This window comes from Serratia sp. LACPHL-BACT-2024-00286, from assembly GCF_043109535.1.
GTDB lineage: Bacteria > Pseudomonadota > Gammaproteobacteria > Enterobacterales > Enterobacteriaceae > Serratia > Serratia sarumanii.
Map to the genome: position 1 here is coordinate 149,869 of NZ_JBICNA010000002.1, position 14,786 is coordinate 164,654.

The 14,786-nt window shown below is 62.3% G+C and carries 13 protein-coding genes; 10 read left to right on the forward strand and 3 right to left on the reverse strand.

Annotation, left to right across the window (positions count from 1 at the left end):
• The first annotated feature begins 80 nt into the window (after nt 1-80).
• From ACF8MC_RS07265 to ACF8MC_RS07300, 8 genes are all read left to right on the forward strand, one after another.
• Nucleotides 81-845, forward strand: coding sequence for an arylamine N-acetyltransferase (locus tag ACF8MC_RS07265; RefSeq protein WP_164104685.1), 765 nt, complete (start codon nt 81-83; stop codon nt 843-845).
• A 123-nt stretch (nt 846-968) separates the two neighbouring features.
• Nucleotides 969-1,598 carry a response regulator transcription factor gene (locus ACF8MC_RS07270; protein ID WP_033647090.1) on the forward strand — a complete coding sequence of 210 codons (630 nt, stop codon included), beginning with the start codon at nt 969-971 and terminating at the stop codon, nt 1,596-1,598.
• Complete coding sequence (locus ACF8MC_RS07275; RefSeq protein WP_033653494.1) at nt 1,598-3,139, forward strand: MASE1 domain-containing protein; 1,542 nt, start codon at nt 1,598-1,600, stop codon at nt 3,137-3,139. Before ACF8MC_RS07270 ends, ACF8MC_RS07275 begins: the two co-directional genes overlap by 1 nt.
• Nucleotides 3,140-3,199: 60 nt before the next feature.
• Nucleotides 3,200-4,528 (forward strand): MFS transporter family glucose-6-phosphate receptor UhpC, encoded by a 1,329-nt coding sequence (gene uhpC / locus ACF8MC_RS07280; protein ID WP_225845470.1) that lies wholly within the window; start codon nt 3,200-3,202, stop codon nt 4,526-4,528.
• Nucleotides 4,525-5,556 carry an ABC transporter substrate-binding protein gene (locus ACF8MC_RS07285; RefSeq protein ID WP_033647097.1) on the forward strand — a complete coding sequence of 344 codons (1,032 nt, stop codon included), beginning with the start codon at nt 4,525-4,527 and terminating at the stop codon, nt 5,554-5,556. The genes uhpC and ACF8MC_RS07285 overlap by 4 nt, the downstream gene beginning before the upstream one ends.
• 67 nt (nt 5,557-5,623) lie before the next feature.
• Nucleotides 5,624-7,702, forward strand: a complete 2,079-nt coding sequence (locus ACF8MC_RS07290) for an iron ABC transporter permease (RefSeq protein ID WP_164104684.1) — start codon at nt 5,624-5,626, stop codon at nt 7,700-7,702.
• A gap of 11 nt (nt 7,703-7,713) precedes the next feature.
• Nucleotides 7,714-8,760 (forward strand): ferric ABC transporter ATP-binding protein, encoded by a 1,047-nt coding sequence (gene fbpC / locus ACF8MC_RS07295; RefSeq protein WP_060421251.1) that lies wholly within the window; start codon nt 7,714-7,716, stop codon nt 8,758-8,760.
• A 246-nt stretch (nt 8,761-9,006) separates the two neighbouring features.
• Entirely contained in the window at nt 9,007-9,273 is a 267-nt protein-coding gene (locus ACF8MC_RS07300) for a hypothetical protein (protein WP_033637517.1), read from the forward strand.
• A 41-nt stretch (nt 9,274-9,314) separates the two neighbouring features.
• Here ACF8MC_RS07300 and dusC read toward each other — a convergent pair whose 3' ends face one another.
• The 3 genes from dusC to rhlE all read right to left on the reverse strand — a co-directional run bounded on the left by dusC (nt 9,315) and on the right by rhlE (nt 12,777).
• Nucleotides 9,315-10,247, reverse strand: a complete 933-nt coding sequence (dusC, locus tag ACF8MC_RS07305; protein WP_060420098.1) for a tRNA dihydrouridine(16) synthase DusC — start codon at nt 10,245-10,247, stop codon at nt 9,315-9,317.
• Nucleotides 10,248-10,331: 84 nt separating this feature from the next.
• Complete coding sequence (locus tag ACF8MC_RS07310; RefSeq protein WP_048321350.1) at nt 10,332-11,291, reverse strand: D-2-hydroxyacid dehydrogenase family protein; 960 nt, start codon at nt 11,289-11,291, stop codon at nt 10,332-10,334.
• Nucleotides 11,292-11,406: 115 nt separating this feature from the next.
• Nucleotides 11,407-12,777, reverse strand: coding sequence for an ATP-dependent RNA helicase RhlE (rhlE, locus tag ACF8MC_RS07315; RefSeq protein ID WP_060428931.1), 1,371 nt, complete (start codon nt 12,775-12,777; stop codon nt 11,407-11,409).
• A gap of 297 nt (nt 12,778-13,074) precedes the next feature.
• Between rhlE and cecR the strand changes: the two genes are divergently transcribed.
• A complete protein-coding gene (gene cecR, locus ACF8MC_RS07320; RefSeq protein WP_033653501.1) occupies nt 13,075-13,773 on the forward strand; it encodes a transcriptional regulator CecR in 699 nt (232 codons plus the stop codon).
• A gap of 18 nt (nt 13,774-13,791) precedes the next feature.
• Nucleotides 13,792-14,778: a secretion protein HlyD gene (gene hlyD, locus ACF8MC_RS07325; protein ID WP_033647110.1), complete on the forward strand. Its 987-nt coding sequence runs from the start codon at nt 13,792-13,794 to the stop codon at nt 14,776-14,778.
• The last annotated feature ends 8 nt before the right edge of the window (nt 14,779-14,786 follow it).

Below are 14,786 nucleotides of genomic sequence, written 5' to 3' on the forward strand. Positions count from 1 at the left end.
GACAGCGCAGCACGTAATGCGCTCACAAAAGCCGCAAAGCCCGCTATTTTATGCCTACTTTTTCTCATGCGAGACTCCCTGTGGATACCCAACGCTACCTGCAGCATATCGGCTTTACCGGCGCCGCCCGCCCTGACCTCCCCACGTTGCAACAGCTGCACCATCGCCACATGCTGAGCATCCCGTTCGAGAACCTGAGCATTATTTATCATCAGGGTATTCAGCTGGCGCCGGAGGCGCTGTTCAGCAAGGTGGTCGAGCGCAACCGCGGCGGTTTCTGTTATGAGCTGAACGCGCTGTTCGCCCTGCTGCTGCGGGAGATCGGTTTCAAGGTGAGTTTCATCTCCGGCGAGATCCGCGCGCGCGACGGCCATTTCGGCCCGCCCTACGACCATCTGGCGCTGCGGGTGGATCTGGCGGGCCAGGCCTGGCTGGTGGACGTCGGTTTCGGCGATTCCTTCCTGACGCCGCTGAAGATCGTCGCCGCCGAGCCGCAACCGCAGGCCAGCGGTACCTTCCACCTGGAGCGGGAAGGCGACTATTACCTGCTGGAGCGCCGCAACGGCGACCAACGTTCGCATGCCAAAACCCTGTATCGCTTTACCGTTCAGCCGCGCGAGCTGCATGAGTTCGACGAGATGTGCCGCTTCCACAGCACCTCGCCGCAGTCGCACTTCACCCAGCGGCTGGTGTGTTCACGGCCGACGGACCACGGCCGGGTGACCCTCAGCGACATGAAGCTGATCGTGACCGAAGATCATCAGCGCCACGAAACGACGCTGCATTCGGAAGAAGAACGGCGCGCCGCGCTGTGGCAGCATTTCGCCATCGATTTGGATCGTTGACGGTGCAGGCGGCGCCCTTTTATTACGATTCTGTTACACCGATTGCATAACCGCGTTTGGCTGATTGCCAGCACCGCGGCGGCAGGCATCATAGGGCCATGATTCGGCAACAGAGTGCGAAAAATGATCCGTGTGATACTGGTGGATGACCATGTGGTGGTGCGCTCCGGCTTTGCGCAATTGCTCAGCCTCGAGGACGATCTCGACGTGGTGGGGCAATACAGCAGCGCGGCGGCGGCCTGGCCGGCATTGCTGCGCGACGACGTCAGCGTCGCGTTGATGGACATCGCCATGCCGGATGAAAACGGCCTCAGCCTGTTGAAGCGCCTGCGGGCGCAGAAGCCGCAGTTCCGTGCGATCATCCTCAGCATCTATGACTCCCCCACCTTCGTGCAAAGCGCGCTGGACGCCGGCGCCAGCGGCTATCTGACCAAACGCTGCGGGCCGGAAGAGCTGGTGCAGGCGGTGCGTTCCGTCGATATGGGCGGCCATTACCTGTGCGCCGACGCGCTGCGAGCGCTGCGCGGCGGCGAGCAGCCGGCCACGGCGCTGGAAGCGCTGACCCCGCGCGAGCGTGAAATCTTCGATCTGCTGGTCAAAGGCGACAGCGTAAAGGAGATCGCTTTCAAGCTCGCGCTCAGCCATAAAACGGTGCACGTGCATCGCGCCAACGTCCTGGGCAAGTTGCAGTGCAACAGCACCATCGAGCTGGTGCATTTCGCCCTCGACCATCAGCTGCTGGCGGGGCATTGATGTCGCCCAAACTCCGGCCCTGGGTTATCTCGCTGTTTATCCTGTTGGCCTGGGGCAGCGGCTGGCTGATGCTGTGGACGCTCGGCTTCTATCTGACCCACAACGGCAACCAGGCGGCGCTGTTTCTGCCGCACGGCGTCTATCTCGCGCTGCTGATCCTGCTGGCGCGCCGCTATTGGCCCGCCCTGATAATTCCGCCGGTGCTGTTGCTGTTCTGGCTGCACGGCGAACGCCTGCTGAGCGGCTACGGCCTGCTGGCCGCGCCGTTTATCACCCTGCTTCCGGCCGCGGTCGCGCAACGACTCTGGCACCGTTTTCCGCTCTACTGGCAGCGGCTGACGCTGCTGCTGGCTGCGGTGACCGCCGCCTCGCTGCTCAACACCGCCCTGCTTTCGCCGTTTGTGCCAAGCCCGGCGATGCTGCTTGGCCTGGCGTCGTTTACCGGCGGCGTCTTGCTGACCCCGTTCGTCTACCTGATCTTTGAATTTCTGCGCCAGCAGCACCGTTACCACCTGCTGGGGCTGGACACCCCCAACCCGCCGCTGCGCGCGTCCTTAATCATCTGGTGCAGCCTGTTTTTCGTTATCGGCATCGGCACGCAGATGGTGCTGTCGCCGGAAATCGAACGCCTGCTGCTGATCGTGGTGTTTCTGCCGAACGTGGTGATGGCGTGGAAGTTCGGCTGGCAGGGCGGCGTGCTGTCCGGCCTGCTCGGCAGCATGATGATCACCCTCGCCCGGCAGGTCGGCGTGGGGTTCGGCAATCTGGTCGAGCTGGAAATCTTTCTGGCGACGCAGGCGCTGCTCGGCATCGGCTTGGGCATCGCCATCAGCCGTCAGCAGCACCTGGCGCAAAACCTGCACCACTATCAGCGTCGCCTGGAAGAAGAGCTGGCGGCGCGGCGGGCGCTGACAGAAAAACTGATCCACACCGAAGAAGACACGCGGAAAAATCTGGCGCGCGAGCTGCACGATGAAATCGGCCAGAACATCACCGCGATTCAAATCCAGTCGCAGCTGGTCAAACGGGCGCGCGATCCGGCGCAAACCCAGGCCGCCGCGCACCAGATAAGCGAGCTCGCCCGGCGCATTCATCACTCCACGCGCCAGCTGCTGCGCCAGCTTCGCCCGCCCGCGCTGGACGAACTGGCGTTCAAAGAGGCGCTTCACCACCTGCTGAGCGAATTCGCCTTTGCCGAACGGGGCATCCGCTGCCGTTTCGACTACCGACTCATAGACACGCCCGCCGGCGAAACGGTGCGCTTCACCCTCTACCGGCTGCTGCAAGAGCTGCTCAACAACGTGTGCAAACATGCCGAAGCCAGCGAAGTCGCCATCGTCTTGTATCAACAGGGCGCGCTTTTGCACCTCGAGGTGCGGGACAACGGCGTCGGCATCCGCGCGGACAAGGCGCCCGGCCTCGGCATTCAGGGGATGCGCGAGCGGGTCAGCGCGCTGGGCGGCGAGCTGACGCTGGAAACGCATTGCGGCACGCGGGTAATTGTTAACCTGCCCACAAATTTGCAACAAACCATCGACTAACTAGGAAAAAGTCTTAGCCACTCCGGACTTTCTCTCATCCCCTTTCCCTTTCACCTTCTTATAGTCAGCACCAGGGAGGCGGCTATGCAGGCACGCTCGGCATCTGAAATCGATCATCGTTACCGCGCGCTGCGCCCGCGACTGCTGCTGTACATGGTCATCGGGTACGCCGCCTTTTACCTGACGCGCAAAAGCGTGAACTACGTGCTGCCGGCGCTGCAAACGGATTTGGGGCTGGATAAAGGGGACATCGGCCTGCTCGGCTCGCTGTTTTACCTGAGCTACGGCCTGTCGAAATTCGCCGCCGGACTGTGGCACGACGGCCACGGGCAGCGCAGGTTTATGGGGATCGGCCTGTTCGCCACCGGCTTGCTGAACGTGGCGTTCGCCTTCGGCGAATCGCTGACGCTGCTGCTGGCGGTCTGGGCGCTGAACGGCTTCTTTCAGGGCTGGGGCTGGCCGCCCTGCGCGCGGCTGCTGACCCACTGGTATTCGCGCAACGAGCGCGGCTTCTGGTGGGGCTGCTGGAATATGTCGATCAACCTCGGCGGCGCGATCGTGCCGCTGATCAGCGCCTTCGCCGCCCAGCGCTGGGGCTGGCAGGCGGCGATGCTGATCCCGGGCGCCGTCAGCATGGTGTTGGGCATCTGGCTCACGCGGCGGCTGACGGGCACGCCGCAGGAAGAAGGCCTGCCGTCGGTCGGCCGGTGGCGCCACGATCCGCTGGAGCTGCGCCAGGAACAGCAAAGCCCGCCGATGGGGCTGTGGCAGATGTTGCGCACCACGATGCTGAAGAACCCGATGATCTGGCTGCTCGGCGTCTCTTACGTGCTGGTCTACCTGATCCGCATCGCGTTGAACGACTGGGGCAATCTCTGGCTGACGGAAAGCCACGGCGTCAACCTGCTCAGCGCCAACGCCACGGTGATGCTGTTCGAGGTAGGCGGCCTGCTCGGCGCGCTGTTCGCCGGCTGGGGCTCGGATTTGCTGTTCGGCGGGCAGCGCGCGCCGATGATTTTGCTGTTCACGCTCGGGCTGATGGTTTCCGTCGCCGCGCTGTGGCTGGCGCCGGTGCATCACTACGCGCTGCTGGCGGGCTGTTTCTTTACGGTGGGCTTTTTTGTCTTCGGCCCACAGATGCTGATTGGCCTCGCCGCCGTGGAATGCGGGCACAAAGGCGCAGCGGGCTCCATCACCGGTTTTCTCGGCCTGTTCGCTTACCTGGGGGCCGCGCTGGCGGGCTGGCCGCTGTCGCAGATCATCGAAGGCTACGGCTGGTCAGGCATGTTCAGTTTGCTGTCGATCGCCGCCGTTCTTATGGGTTTATTGCTGATGCCGCTGCTGATGGCGAGCGTTACCACCTCTACCGAGAGAAGGATAAAACAATGAAAAAAACCTTAGTCACTACCCTGATAGCTTCCGGCATCGCGCTGGCCACGCTGAGCGGCGCCGCGCACGCCAAGGGCCGCCTGGTGGTCTACTGCAGCGCCACCAATGAAATGTGCGAAGCGGAAACCAAAGCCTTCGGCGAGAAATATGACGTGAAAACCTCGTTCATCCGCAACGGCTCCGGCAGCACGCTGGCTAAAGTGGACGCCGAGAAGAAAAACCCGCAGGCGGACGTCTGGTACGGCGGCACGCTCGATCCGCAATCCCAGGCCGGTGAAATGGGGCTGCTGCAGCCATATAAATCGCCAAACCTCGAACAGGTGATGCCACAATTCCGCGATCCGGCGAAGCTGAAAGGCAACTACTCCTCGGCGGTCTACGTCGGCATTCTCGGCTTTGGCGTCAATACCCAGCGCCTGAAAGAGAAAAACCTGCCGGTGCCCAAGTGCTGGAAAGACCTGACCAAGCCGGAATACAAAGGCGAGATTCAAATCGCCGATCCGCAGAGCTCCGGCACCGCCTACACCGCGCTGGCGACCTTTGCCCAGCTGTGGGGAGACGATCAGGCGTTCGATTACCTCAAGCAGCTGAACGCCAACGTCTCGCAGTACACCAAATCCGGCATTGCCCCGGCGCGCAACGCCGCCCGCGGCGAAACGGCAATCGGCATCGGTTTCCTGCATGACTACTCGCTCGAAAAGGAACAGGGCGCGCCGCTTGAGCTGATCTCGCCTTGTGAAGGCACCGGCTACGAAATCGGCGGCGTCAGTATCCTCAAAGGCGCGCGCAACCTCGACAACGCCAAGCTGTTCGTGGATTGGGTGCTGTCGAAAGAGGCGCAGGAACTGGCATGGCAGAAAGGCAAGTCCTATCAGATCCTGACCAATACCACCGCCGCTACCTCGCCGAACTCGCTGAAGCTCGACGATCTGAAGCTGATCAACTACGACATGGACAAATACGGCTCGACCGAGGTCCGCAAGGCGCTGATCAATAAATGGGTCAGCGAAGTCAAGATGGGTAAATAAGCCCACATTCTGCGCCTGTTGCCGGGTAAGCCTCACGCCTTACCCGGCCTGAACATCCGGGAAACTTATGTCACATACACATGCTCTCCATTTCGTGAAAAAACGAGATGCGATATTCCTTTGGGTCTTGCTTGGCTGGCTGGCGTTCGCCCTGCTGCCGAGCTGGAGCCTGGATTACGGCCTGCTGGAGTCCACCGGCGATGAAATCCTCGCGGCCTACGGCTGGTCACACCGCAATGTCAGCTGGCTATGGTGCCTGTTGCCGAGCCTGCTGCTGCTTCGCGCCTACACCCCAGCGGGCGGTGAACGGCGGCGGCGCCACGCGTTCGATGCCGGCTGGGCGCTGCTATGCATGGCCTTTATCGTCGTCAGCGCCACGGTGGCGGGGCGCGGTTTAGGCTACGCCACCCTGGTGCAATTGACCGCGCTGGGCGCCATCATGACGCTGGCGCTGACCCGCCTCGAATGGCTGGGCGGCGACCGTTTCGTTATCGGCGCGCTGGTCACCATCGTGGCGCTGATCGGCGTCTTCATCGTCTGGCCGAGCATCGCGATTTTCATTCCGATGTTCACCGACCAGACGGGTGCATTCGCGCCGCTGGCGTTTATGAACGTGCTGTCGCAGGCGCATATCGTTCAGGTGATCCTCAACTCCATCGCCCTGTCGATCGCGGTGGGCGCCGGCTGCACCTTCTTCGGCCTGGTGCTGGCGATTTACACCACCCGCATCGCCAGGCGCAGCGCCATTATCGGCCGCATCTTCTCCATCCTGCCCATCGTCACGCCGCCGTTCGTCGTCGGCCTAGGCGTCACGCTGATGATGGGGCGCTCCGGCTACGTCACCGAGTGGATGGTGGCCTGGTTCGGCCTGACCAACACCAACTGGCTGTACGGCTTTACCGGCATCTGGCTGGCGCAGGTGCTGGCGTTCACGCCGATGGCGTTCATGATCCTCGACGGCGCGATCAAGACCATTCATCCTTCGCTGGAAGAAGCCTCCTACACCCTGCGCGCCAGCCGCTGGCAAACCTTTAACGGCGTGTTCGTGCCGCTGCTGAAACCGGCGCTGGCCAACGCGTTTCTGATCGTGGTGGTGCAATCGCTGGCCGACTTCAGCAACCCGCTGGTGCTCGGCGGCAACTTCGACGTGCTGGCGACGCAAATCTATTTCTACATCACCGGCTCGCAGCTCGACTATCAGGCCGCCAGCACCCTCGGCGCCTTCCTGCTGCTGTTCTCGCTGCTGGTGTTCTGCATCCAGTACCTGTGGATCGGCAAACGCTCTTACGTCACCGTGTCCGGCAAATCCTACCGCGGCGACGTACAGCCGCTGCCGGTCACGCTGGTGTGGGGCGTGATCGCGTTGCTGGCGGTGTGGATAGCCTTTAACGCCCTGCTCTACGGCAGCATTTTCTACGGCAGCTTCACCGTCAACTGGGGGGTGGATTACACGCTGACGCTGGATAACTTCATCAAGCTGTTCGGCCAGGGCATGAGCGACGGCGCGTGGCCTTCGCTGCTCGACACGCTGCTGTACGCCGGGATCGCCGCGCCTATCACCGCCGCCTTCGGCCTGCTGATCGCCTGGATCGTGGTGCGCCAGCAGTTCAAGGGCAAAAAGACCATCGAGTTCACCACCATGCTGTGCTTTGCGGTGCCGGGCACCGTGGCCGGCGTCTCTTACATTCTCGCCTTCAACAGCGCGCCGGTGTACCTCACCGGGACGGCCGCCATCGTGATTATCTCGATGGTGATGCGCAACGTGCCGGTGGGCATTCGCGCCGGGATCGCCGGGCTGGGCCAGATAGACAAATCGCTGGACGAAGCCTCGCTCAGCCTGCGCGCCGGCTCGCTGCGCACCATCACGCACATCCTGCTGCCGCTGCTGCGCCCGGCGATCCTGTCGGCGCTGATCTACAGCTTCGTGCGCGCCATCACCACCGTCAGCGCCATCGTTTTCCTGGTGACGCCCGATACCCGGGTGGCCACCGCCTACATCCTCAACCGCGTGGAAGACGGCGAATACGGGGTGGCGATCGCCTACGGTTCAATTCTGATCGTGGTGATGCTGGCGATTATTTTCCTCTTTGACTGGCTGATCGGCGAGGCACGCATCTCCCGTTCAAAAGCCAAAAACCAGGCGTAATGGAGCCCATGATGAGCCAGAAAAATTTCGTTGAACTGCGCAACGTCTCCAAACGGTTCGGCAGCAACACGGTGATCGATAACATCGCGCTCACCATCCCTCGGGGGCAAATGGTGACGCTGCTCGGCCCTTCCGGCTGCGGCAAGACCACCATTTTGCGCCTGGTCGCCGGGCTGGAGAAACCGAGCGACGGGCAGATATTCATTGATGGCGAAGACGTCACCCATCGTTCCATCCAGCAGCGTGACATCTGCATGGTGTTCCAGTCTTATGCCCTGTTCCCGCACATGTCGCTGGGGGAAAACGTCGGCTATGGCCTGAAGATGCTCGGCATTCCGCGCGCCGAAGTGAAAGCGCGCGTGCAGGAAGCGCTGGCGATGGTGGATCTGGCGGGGTTCGACGATCGCTATGTCGATCAGATCTCCGGCGGCCAACAGCAGCGCGTGGCGCTGGCGCGCGCGCTGATCCTCAAGCCGAAAGTGCTGCTGTTCGACGAGCCGTTGAGCAACCTCGACGCCAACCTGCGCCGCAGCATGCGCGAAAAAATCCGCGAGCTGCAAAAGCAGTTTGATATCACTTCGCTGTACGTCACTCACGATCAGAGCGAGGCTTTCGCGGTCTCAGACACCGTGCTGGTGATGAACAAGGGGCATATCATGCAGATAGGCTCGCCGCAGGATCTCTATCGGCAGCCGGCGTCGCGCTTTATGGCGAGCTTCATGGGGGACGCCAACCTGTTCCCGGCCGGCTTCAGCGCGGACTATGTCGATATCAGCGGCTATCGCCTGCCGCGCCCGGCGCACTTTGCCGCCGAAGGCGCCGGCACGGTGGGCGTGCGGCCGGAAGCTATCACGCTGAGCGAGCACGGCGAGGAAAGCCAGCGCTGCGTGATCCAGCATGTCGCCTACATGGGGCCGCAGTATGAGGTCACGGTGGCGTGGCATGGGCAGCAGATTTTGCTGCAGGTTAACGCCACTCGCCTGCAGCCGAACGTCGGCGAACATTATTATCTGGAAATTCACCCCTACGGCATGTTTATGCTGGCGGACGCGGCATAATAAGCATCACTCTTAAGCGTTAGAATAACGGCCATTCCGCATGGAATGGCCGGAAATAACCGTCTCAAAAACCGTATTTATCTATTTTTACAATTCCATCCAAGTCCTTGTTCAATCGAAAAATAAATATAGTCGCATTCATTAAAAAATAACCGCCAGGGCCGATAAGGGTGATATTTTTATTTAGATGGGGTAAGCTTAATCCCGCAGTCGAAATTATTTAACGGCCAACTCAAGGAGAAATTCATGAGCAACAATGCAAACGCACAGGCGCAGCTGGATAATTTACGCAACGTCGCTTCCCAGCTGAAGGAAATGCGCCACTATGCGCAGTCGAATACCGAGACGCTCTCCGCACACTGGCTGGCCTTCGATCAGGGGGAATGCAAAAATAAGGCATTCGCCGAAGCAATTAACGACCTGTTGAATAAACAGGGCGCCTGTCTGGAAGGGCTGGAAAAAACCATTCAGGATATCGAGATAGAATTGAACCGTCTCGACAACGCCGCCTGATAATACCGATTTAAATAAACCCGCCGCGTGCGGGTTTATTTTTAGCTGCGGCAGATGACGCGCGCAATATCCCCTGACGTCGTCAGCGCACGTATTTCGGTGAACAGTTCGGTGGCTTCGTCATATTCCTTGCGCAAATAGCCCAGCCACTGTTTGATACGCGCCACGTGATACAGGCCGGTGTCGCCCTGCTTTTCCAGATGGACGTATTTTTGCAGCAGCTCAACCACCTGCGGCCAGGGCATGCGCGGTTCGTTGTACTTCACCACCCGGCTCAGGTTCGGCACGTTGAGCGCGCCGCGACCCAGCATGATGGCGTCGCAGCCGGTCGTCTGCAGGCAATCCTGCGCGCTCCGGTAATCCCAGATCTCGCCGTTGGCGATCACCGGAATGCTCAGTCGTTGGCGGATCTCGCCGATCGCCGCCCAGTTGATGCGATCCGCCTTGTAACCGTCCTCTTTGGTGCGGCCGTGCACCGTCAGCTCGCTGGCGCCCGCCTGCTGCACCGCATCGGCGATTTCAAAACTGCGGTTGGAGGAGTCCCAACCCAAACGCACCTTCACCGTGACCGGCAGATGGGCCGGCACCGCCGCGCGCATCGCTTTGGCGCCCTGGTAGATCAATTCCGGATCTTTGAGCAGCGTCGCCCCGCCGCCGCTGCCGTTCACCAGCTTGGACGGGCAGCCGCAGTTGAGATCGACGCCGTAAGAGCCCAGCTCCACCGCGCGCGCGGCGTTCTCCGCCAGCCACTGTGGGTGCTGCCCCAGCAGCTGTACGCGCACCAGCGTGCCCGACGGCGTGCGGCTGGCGTGGCGCAGCTCCGGGCACAGCCGGTAGAACGATTTGGCCGGCAGCAGCTGATCGACCACGCGCAAAAATTCGGTGATGCACAGATCGTAGTCGTTCACCTCGGTGAGCAACTCACGCACCAAAGAATCGAGAACGCCCTCCATCGGAGCCAATAATACGCGCATGACCAATCCCAGCTAAAAAAAGACCCGCAATGATACGGGTGAATGCCCGCGCCAGACAAGCCTCTGCGGGCATTAAAAGCGCCGTCAGCCCAGCCGGCGGATCGGTTGGCCGGCGAGGAACGCCGCAATGTCCTCGACCGCCTCGGTGAAGTAGGCGCGGTAGTTGTCGTCCGCCACGTAGCCCACGTGCGGCGTCGCCAGCACGTTGGGCAACTGACGAAACGCATCGTCGGCCGGCAGCGGCTCCGTCTCGAACACGTCCAGCCCGGCGCCGGCGATCTTCCGCTGTTGCAGCACGTCCACCAACGCCGCCCGATCGACGATCGCCGCACGCGAGGTGTTGATCAGGTAAGCGGTGGGCTTCATCGCCGTCAATTCGTCACGCCCCACCAGCCCGCGGCTGCGATCGCTCAGCACCAGGTGGATAGAGACAAAATCGCTCTGCTCGAACAACGCCCGTTTGGACGGCGCCAGTTCAGCCCCCTCCTGCGCCGCCCTTTCCGCCGTCAGGTTCTGGCTCCAGGCCAGCACCCGCATGCCGAACGCCTGCGCCACCCGGGCCATCTGGCCGCCGATCTTGCCCAGCCCCAGCAGCCCCAGCGTTTTCCCCTGCAGGGTGACGCCGAGATCCCGCTGCCACGGGCCGTTGTTTTGCAGCCCGACGCTTTCCGGCACGATATGCTTCGCCAACCCGAGCAGCAGCGCCCAGGTCAGCTCCATCGGCGCCGCCGACCCGCTGCTGGTGCCGCACACCACCACGCCGCGCTCGGCGGCGGCGGCCAAATCGATAGCGGCGTTGCGCATGCCGGAGGTGATCAGCAGCTTCAGCTTCGGCAGCCGCGCCAGCAGCGAGGCGGTCATCGGCGTGCGCTCGCGCATGATGACCAGAATGTCGCACTCCTGCAGATGCACCGCCAGCTCCGCCTCATCGGTAAAGTGCGCGCTGATGGCGGACACCTCCACCCGCTCGGCCAGCGCCGACCAGTCCGCCATCTTGAGCGCCACCTGCTGGTAATCATCGAGAATTGCGCACTTCAATTTCATCTCCGTCTCCTGGAATCTAGGGGTAGCCACCGTCCAGCCTAGTACGAAAATGCCTTTCCGCCAGGCAAAAAAAAAAGCCGCCCGTATCGGCGGCTTACTCTTAGAGCAATCAGGCTTATTCGGCCGGTTTGCGATTGCGCGGGCGGCGCGAAGGCGCGCCGGAACGGCGCTGGCCGTCCCCCTGCGGGCGGGCGTTACCGTTGCCGCGGTTTTCACGTTGGCCGCCGTTCGCGTTACCGCTGCGCTGACCGCCGCCATTACCGGAACGCTGGCCACCGCCGTTGCCGCGCGGCGCACCGCGCCCGCCACCCTGGCGGCCGTTGATGATCGGCTCGGCCTTGATGGTCGGATCCGGCTCGTAGCCCGGCAGCGCGATGCGTGGAATTTCACGCTTCAGCAGACGCTCGATGTCGCGCAGCAGCTTGTGCTCGTCCACGCACACCAGCGAGATAGCTTCGCCGGTGCGCTCCGCGCGGCCGGTACGGCCGATACGGTGCACGTAGTCTTCCGGCACGTTAGGCAGCTCGTAGTTCACCACGTGCGGCAGCTGGTCGATATCCAGACCGCGCGCCGCGATGTCGGTGGCCACCAGCACGCGGATGCGGCCGTCTTTGAAGTCCGCCAGCGCACGGGTACGGGCGCCCTGGCTCTTGTTGCCGTGGATAGCCGCGGCGGTGATGCCGTCTTTGTTCAGCTGCTCCGCCAGGTGGTTGGCGCCGTGCTTGGTGCGGGTAAACACCAGCACCTGTTTCCAGTCGCCTTCGCCGATCATCTGCGACAGCAGTTCCCGCTTACGCTTCTTGTCGACGAAGTGCACGCTCTGTTCGATCTGCTCGGACGCGGTGTTGCGGCGCGCCACTTCTACCGAAGCCGGGTTGTGCAGCAGCTTGTTGGCCAGCGCCTTGATGTCGTCGGAGAAGGTGGCGGAGAACAGCAGGTTCTGACGCTTGGCCGGCAGCTTGGCCAGCACGCGGCGGATGTCGTGGATAAAGCCCATGTCCAGCATGCGGTCCGCTTCGTCCAGCACCAGAATTTCGATTTTGGACAGGTCAACCGCGTTCTGATGTTCCAGATCCAGCAGACGACCCGGCGTCGCCACCAGGATATCGACGCCGCCGCGCAGCTTCATCATCTGCGGGTTGATGCTCACGCCGCCAAACACCACCAGCGAACGCAGGCGCAGGTGTTTGCTGTAGGCATCGACGTTTTCGCCGATCTGCGCCGCCAGCTCACGGGTTGGCGTCAGGATCAGCGCGCGCACCGGGCGACGGCCCTTGACCGGATGGTCATGCTTGCTCAGCAGCTGCAACAGCGGCAGGGTAAAACCGGCGGTTTTACCGGTGCCGGTCTGGGCGCTGGCCATCAGGTCACGACCTTCCAGCACGACAGGAATAGCCTGACGCTGAATTGGCGTCGGTTCGCGATAGCCCTGTTCTTCAACAGCGCGCACAATTTCAGCACTTAAGCCGAGGGTTTCAAATGACATAAAGAGAAAAACTCCAGATCCCCCCTAACCTAACGGTGTTCGGTGCAGTTTCCTGGGAGGATGATCAGACGGGGCATTAAGCATGACCACGAGGGATTGGCACAAACTGCAGTGCACCAGGCGGCGATTGTAACAGAAGTCGCGCAATAAAAAGCACTTTTACGCGTGGAGAGCACAATCTGCCGTAAATTCAGCATTGTCTGAAGCCGATCACATAACTCATTGTGATTAGCGGTTGCGTTTTAAACAATCTGGCATAAAGTTAATCATATGATTGATTAACTTCGAGCGTGACCCATGCCAGCTTCCGTACCTCATCAGGCCGCCGGCCGGGCGCGCGGCGAGCAAGCGCGCCGGCAGCTGCTCGCCGCGGCGACCGACCTGTTCGGCGAATATGGCCTGCAGGGCGCCACCACCCGCGATATCGCCCAGCGCGCCGGCCAGAACATCGCCGCCATCACCTATTACTTCAGCTCTAAAGAGGGGCTGTACCTGGCCGTAGCGCAGTCGCTCGCCGATTTCATCCAGCAGGCGTTCGCTCCGCTGGCCGAAGAGGTCGATCGCTTCTGGCAACAGCCCGTCGCGCTGCGCTCACCCGACGCGGCGCTGCGTTTGCTGCAGCGTGGCCTGCTGGCCTTCAGCGAACTGATGACCCAGCCGCACACGCTGAACCTGAGCAAAATCATGTCGCGCGAACAGCTCGCCCCGACCGACGCCTACCCGCTGATCCACAGCCAGGTGATCGCGCCGATGCACGAGCGGCTGTGCCGCCTGCTGGCGGCCGCCACCGGCATCGACGAACGCGCCCCCCGCCTCGTGCTGCATACCCATGCGCTGATCGGCGAGGTGCTGTCGTTCCGCGTGGCGCGCGAAACCATCCGCCGTCAGGCCGGCTGGCAAGAGATTGGCGAGGGCGAAGCGGCGCAAATCGCGGCGGTGCTGAGCGAGCATATCGAGATTCTGGTTGTTGGGCTGCGCCAACGTCACGGCGCGTAAATTCAGGCAGGGAGTGTTATGAACAAAAAACGCAGTGCCTTGATCGTGTTGTTAATTCTGCTGATCGCGGCCGCCGCTTACGGGGTATGGCATTACCAACAGCAGCAGGATAAGCCGCTGACGCTGTATGGCAACGTCGACATCCGCACGGTGAACCTCGGCTTTCGCGTCGACGGCCGCCTGGCGTCGCTGACGGTGGATGAGGGCGATGCCGTTCAGCCGGGCCAGCTGCTCGGTAAGCTGGACGACGCCCCCTACCGCAACGCGCTGCAGCAGGCCGAAGCCAACGTCGGCAGCGCGCGCGCCAAGCTGTCGTTGCTGCAGGCCGGTTACCGCGCCGAAGAGATCGCCCAGGTACGGTCGGAAATGGCGCAGCGCCAGTCCGCCTTCGCCTACGCCGACAGCTTCCTGAAACGCCAACAGGGGCTGTGGGCGAAAAACGCTACCTCCGCCGACGCGCTGGAGGATGCGCGCACCGCCCGCAATCAGGCGCAGGCCAACCTGCAGGCGGCGAAGGACAAGCTGTCGCAATACCGCAGCGGCAACCGCCCGCAAGAAATCGAACAGGCCAAGGCCGACGTGGCGCAGAGCGAGGCGGCGCTGGCGCAGGCACAGTTGAACCTGCAAGACGCCACGCTGGTTTCCCCTTCCGCCGGCACGGTGCTGACCCGCGCGGTGGAGCCGGGCACCATGCTCGGCGCCGGCGGCACGGTCTTCACCCTGTCGCTGACCCGGCCGGTGTGGGTGCGTGCCTACGTCAACGAAACCAGCCTGAGCCAAGCGGTGCCCGGCACCGAACTGGAGATCTACACCGACGGCCGCCCCGGCAAGCCTTATCACGGCAAGATCGGCTTCGTCTCGCCGACCGCCGAATTCACGCCGAAAAGCGTTGAAACGCCGGATCTGCGTACCGATCTGGTGTACCGCCTGCGGGTGATCGTCACCGACGCCGACGACGCGCTGCGCCAGGGCATGCCGGTCACCCTGCGCTTCGCCAAACCCTGAGGCCGGCC

Bases quoted from the DNA above. Each gene is read 5' to 3' on its own strand.
- ACF8MC_RS07270 (WP_033647090.1), top strand. From the start codon at position 969: ATGATCCGTGTGATACTGGTGGATGACCATGTGGTGGTGCGCTCCGGC.
- ACF8MC_RS07275 (WP_033653494.1), top strand. From the start codon at position 1,598: ATGTCGCCCAAACTCCGGCCCTGGGTTATCTCGCTGTTTATCCTGTTG.
- ACF8MC_RS07285 (WP_033647097.1), top strand. From the start codon at position 4,525: ATGAAAAAAACCTTAGTCACTACCCTGATAGCTTCCGGCATCGCGCTG.
- ACF8MC_RS07290 (WP_164104684.1), top strand. From the start codon at position 5,624: ATGTCACATACACATGCTCTCCATTTCGTGAAAAAACGAGATGCGATA.
- fbpC (WP_060421251.1), top strand. From the start codon at position 7,714: ATGAGCCAGAAAAATTTCGTTGAACTGCGCAACGTCTCCAAACGGTTC.
- ACF8MC_RS07300 (WP_033637517.1), top strand. From the start codon at position 9,007: ATGAGCAACAATGCAAACGCACAGGCGCAGCTGGATAATTTACGCAAC.
- dusC (WP_060420098.1), bottom strand. From the start codon at position 10,247: ATGCGCGTATTATTGGCTCCGATGGAGGGCGTTCTCGATTCTTTGGTG.
- ACF8MC_RS07310 (WP_048321350.1), bottom strand. From the start codon at position 11,291: ATGAAATTGAAGTGCGCAATTCTCGATGATTACCAGCAGGTGGCGCTC.
- rhlE (WP_060428931.1), bottom strand. From the start codon at position 12,777: ATGTCATTTGAAACCCTCGGCTTAAGTGCTGAAATTGTGCGCGCTGTT.
- cecR (WP_033653501.1), top strand. From the start codon at position 13,075: ATGCCAGCTTCCGTACCTCATCAGGCCGCCGGCCGGGCGCGCGGCGAG.
- hlyD (WP_033647110.1), top strand. From the start codon at position 13,792: ATGAACAAAAAACGCAGTGCCTTGATCGTGTTGTTAATTCTGCTGATC.